Here is a 4598-nt window from a genome sequence, read left to right as displayed (position 1 = left end):
TCGCCCTCACGACGCGGACGATCACCAAACGGCTTACGCTCCCCGCTGGAGTCACGGCGAGGGTCGTCAGCGCCGCGTCCTTCCCTGGACCTGAATCCCCTCGGATCTCCGCCGGAGTTGTTGGTCCCCCTGAATGGACCACCCCGTGCACGGTTGCTGCCCGAATTGTCGCGGTCATGCCCGCTGCGATTGCCGCCGTTGTGCTCAGCCATGGTGGATTCCTCCTGTAGTGAGCCGACCACTGGCGCGATGCGCAGCCGCTCGTATCCGTGTTTTGTTGTCCTGCGCAACCCGATGTGAACCAACTCGGCGTCCGCTTATCTCTTGCAATTCTAGGCGAGGGCAGGTCCAGTCACTAACGTCCGGGCCGCCTGGAGGGGCCGGTGTGTATATCGTCACAGGCCGCCGTCCTGCTGGTCTGCGATCCCTTCACCTTCCTTCCACAGGGTAACTCCAAGGAGCGGTGGCGAGACTGAACACGAAACAGGCGCCGAGGGGGGATTATGAAGCGGTCAACCGCCAGGGCAGCCGCGGCGGCGATTGTCGTCGTCGGATGCGGCCTTGTGGCCCTTGCCATTGCTTACCACGATCAGGCCGGCTCCGAGGCCGGACTGTTGACCAGGACGGGGCCGGCCGTTATTTGGGGTCTCCCCCTCGTAAAGCTCGTCTTCAATGTGGCCGCCGCGTGCACCATCGGGTCCCTGATGCTTGCGTTGTTTGCCCTGCCTCCGAAGGGAAAGGCCTTCACCCAGGCGCTCACTTTGGCGGGTATCTCCGCCGGATTGTGGACGGCAGCCAGTGTGTCCATGAGCTTCCTCACCTTTCACTCCCTCGCGAACCTGGCCTTGTTTTCCGAGGGGTCCGGAACCGCGTTCATCAGTTTTCTCATGGACGTTGACGCCGGAAGACGGGGAGCATTGAGCTTCCTGTTAGCGGCTACGGTGACAGTCCTTTGTTTTATTGCCCATGGGCACCGGGAAGTTTCACTCACGGCCCTGTTGTCATTTGCGGGGCTCGTTCCACTCGCCTTGAACTCGCATGCGACTGGCAGCGGCAGCCATCCTGACAGCGCCCTGTCCGTGGTGATGCACATGGCCGCTGCCGCAGTCTGGCTGGGTGGACTGCTGGCGCTCGTGGTGTTACGCAGGACCGTGGAGCCGGCAATGATGCCCGCGGTGGTCCGGCGGTATTCCACTCTGGCGCTGGTTTCCTTCGTGGCCCTGGCGGTATCGGGACTTCTGGCGGGCTGGTCCGCCATCGGCACTTTGACGGCGCTTGCCACCCCGTACGGAGCGATCCTCGCCGCAAAAAGCGCAGCGTTCGTTGTGTTGGGGATCTTCGGATTGCTCCACCGCAAGTGGGTCATAACCAAATTGGAGCAGGCGCCCCACCGGGGAGCCAGGGTCTTCACTGTGATGGCTGTGGCCGAACTCGCCGTTATGGGGGTCTCGTCCGGAATGGCCGCCGCACTTGCACGCACTCCTCCTCCAACTATCGCCGAAACGGGCGCGGCAGAACAAACGACCCAGATTCCTTTAGTTGTCGATGCGTTCTCCGCGTGGAGGCCGGACCCGCTGTGGAGTCTCGCCTGTGGATTGGCGATCGTCCTGTACCTGGCCGGAGTGCGCAGGCTCCGTTCGCGGGGCGGCTCCTGGCCTGCTTACCGGACTGCCCTATGGTTGAGCGGCGTTGCGGTTCTTTTCCTCGTGACAAACGGCGGGCTCCACGCAGCCCAGGAATACCTCATCAGCGCCCATGTCCTGACCCAGATGACCATTACAGCTGTTGTGCCCCTGCTGCTGGTGCCGGCGGCACCGCTCAACCTGGCGGAACAGACAACCGCACGACGGAACGACGGAAGCAGCGGTGCCGCTGAGGTCATCGACGCTGCTATCCGGCCAGTCCTGTCGGCTACGGCAGATCCCGTTGTGCCCGCGGTGGGCCTGGCAGCGACGTTGACCCTGTTGTACTACACCCCACTGCTGGAGTATTCCTCGACCACCCAATTCGGGTATGCGGCCATGACGATGCTCGCACTGCTGGCTGGCTGTCTGCTTATCACATCGGTGACCCGTGCCTTCAGCGGCCCTGCAGCGGCGGCCCTGACAGCCAGGTTGCTTGCTCTCGGGGGTACAGCGGTGTTCTACAGCTTTAACGGCTGGGCGCTGGCCCAGCAACCTGACCAACTTCCGGACGCCCGGAGGGAGCCGTGGCAGATATACGTGGATCCGGCCTTCGACATCGCATCCGTTGTGAACGCAGAACCCGCCGGTGTCGCCATGTGGTTGATCGGGGCGGGCAGCTTAAGCGTGGCGATCGCCGTCGTGCTTCTTTCAGCGCGCCGCAAGACGGGCGTTCTTCCAGATGGCCTGGGACGCCACGCGGCGGCAAGGGAGCTGGTGGCGGCCTGCACGCCTGCGGCCGCTGTAAAGCCGGTCTTCGAGTCCCATTCTGAAAGGTCCCCCAAAGCCGGGCGGGCACTAAACAACGTGCCGCTGGACCCCTAGTCCACACAAGGTTTTCGCAGGGTGGACCAACAACTCTTTATCTAAAGCATTTGGATTTTCGGCGTTTCATAGGAGGTAATCATGTCAGTTTCACGCCGTCAGGCATTGCAAATCGGTGGTGTGGGCGTCATCGGAGCCTTGGGGCTGGCAGTGCCGCTCTCCTCCGTTGATGCCAAATCTGCCAGTTTGCTGGACTCCAGAAACATGCCCAGGCCGTACCAGCGAACGCTGCCCATTCCACCGGTGCTCACTCCCAGCAGCACGACCATTGGCGCCGACGGCCAGAAGGTTCACCTTTACCAGATCGAGCAGACCGCCGGCATGGGCAGCATCGTCCCCGGGCTGAAGACGCCGATCCTGGGGTACAACGGGTTGTTCCCCGGTCCCACCATCAAGGTGAACCGGGGTGAACGGATTACGCTGGAGATGGACAACCTGTTGCCGCTCTTCCACCCGCAGTGGGGCTACCGGCTGGACACCTCCACCCATCTCCATGGTTCTGCCTCCCTGCCCCAGTACGACGGCTACGCCAACGACATCACCGGTCGCGGCATGTGCAAGGACTACGAGTACCCGAACTTCCAGCCGGCCCGTACCCTCTGGTACCACGACCACGCCGTGCATAACACCGCCCAGAGTGTGTATTCAGGCCTTGCCGGCCAGTACCACATTCACGATGCGGTTGAGCGCAGCCTGCTTCCACAGGGAAAGTTCGACGTGCCGCTGACCATCTCGGACGCCATGTTCGCCAAGAACGGGGCGCTCGGCTACAACGACAACACCCACTCCGGGCTGTGGGGCGACGTCATCCTCGTCAATGGAGCACCATGGCCAGTCATGAGGGTCCAGCGCCGCATCTACCGCTTCCGCATCCTCAACGCCTCCATCTCACGCTCCTACCGGTTCCAGCTGGGGGCGGGGGATCCGGTCACCATGGTTGGCACAGACGGCGGCCTCATGCCTGCCGCCCAGCAGGTGACCTCCTGGCGCCAGTCCAGCGCTGAGCGCTACGAGATCCTCATCGACTTCTCCAAGTACCCCGTGGGCAAGCGGGTCGAACTGCGCAACCTGTCCAACCAGAACAACATCGACTATGACTACACCGGCCGGATCATGGCGTTCGACGTGACGGGCGATCCGGTGGACACCTCGGGGCCAGCCGCCAGGGTGATGCCTACCCTGCTGACCGGCAGCGCCACAATGAACCTGAAGCCGTCCCAGTCGGTCAAAACGCGCCGCATGCGCGTCAAGAGGGACAACGACATTTGGACCATAGGCGGCATGACGTGGGACGAAGTCATCGAAAGCGGGTACAAGAAAGTCCTGGCGGACCCGGACCTCAACGACATCGAAATCTGGGAGATTGAGAACAGCTCGGGCGGATGGTTCCATCCCGTGCACATCCACCTGGTGGACTTCCAGATCCTCAGCCGCAACGGCAGGCCCCCGTTCGTCTACGAACGCGGCCCCAAGGACACCGTGTACGTGGGTGAGGGCGAGACAGTCCGCCTGCTCATGCAGTTTGGGCCCCACCGGGGCCGGTACATGATCCACTGCCACAACCTGCCCCACGAGGACCATGACATGATGGCCCAGTTCAGCGTGGGTTATGACCCCAACGACCCTGATCCCAACGATCCGATCGGAGCCGTCAGGCCGCATCCCATCGGGGAGCTGACGACGGACGACTCAGGGAGCACGGCGCCCACAGAGACGGCAGCACCGGTCACGACAAGCCAGCCCACGCAGACGGCAGCACCAACAACAACGCAGCCGGCGTCACAGGCCGACGTTGTTACGATCACCACTGCCCGGCACCGGCTGAAAAAGGACATCGCCTTCGCAGGCACGTCCCAGTACACGGGTACATCAGCGGGGGCCAGCGTGGTGATCTATGACGTCACTCCGGGCCGCACTGCCTCGCGCCTCGGTGCCACAACCATCAATTCCCTCGGAAACTGGTCCTGGACAACCAAGCCGGGGCCATCCCGCCAGGTCACCATGGTCCGTGTGGACTCCAGCCGTGGGGGCACGGCAACGGCCAACGTTCGCACCGACTGAAAGTTGACCAGGCCCCAACCGTACCGGACG

At 63.0% G+C, this 4598-nt stretch carries 3 protein-coding genes; all 3 read left to right on the top strand.

Going from position 1 to position 4598, the window contains the following annotated elements:
- A partial coding sequence (locus AC6CH3_RS23200) for a hypothetical protein (RefSeq protein WP_498134674.1) occupies window positions 1-230 on the top strand: 230 nt, incomplete at its 5' end.
- Between the two features lie 273 nt (window positions 231-503).
- The gene (locus AC6CH3_RS23195) at window positions 504-2507 is read left to right on the top strand and encodes a bifunctional copper resistance protein CopD/cytochrome c oxidase assembly protein (RefSeq protein WP_498134673.1); all 2004 of its coding nucleotides are present in this window, start codon (window positions 504-506) and stop codon (window positions 2505-2507) included.
- 81 nt (window positions 2508-2588) lie between these two features.
- Window positions 2589-4568 (top strand): multicopper oxidase family protein, encoded by a 1980-nt coding sequence (locus AC6CH3_RS23190; RefSeq protein ID WP_498134672.1) that lies wholly within the window; start codon window positions 2589-2591, stop codon window positions 4566-4568.
- Window positions 4569-4598 lie beyond the last annotated feature (30 nt).

The organism is Arthrobacter sp. GQ119, from assembly GCF_059759125.1.
This window is presented reverse-complemented; position numbering and strand designations above follow the sequence as displayed.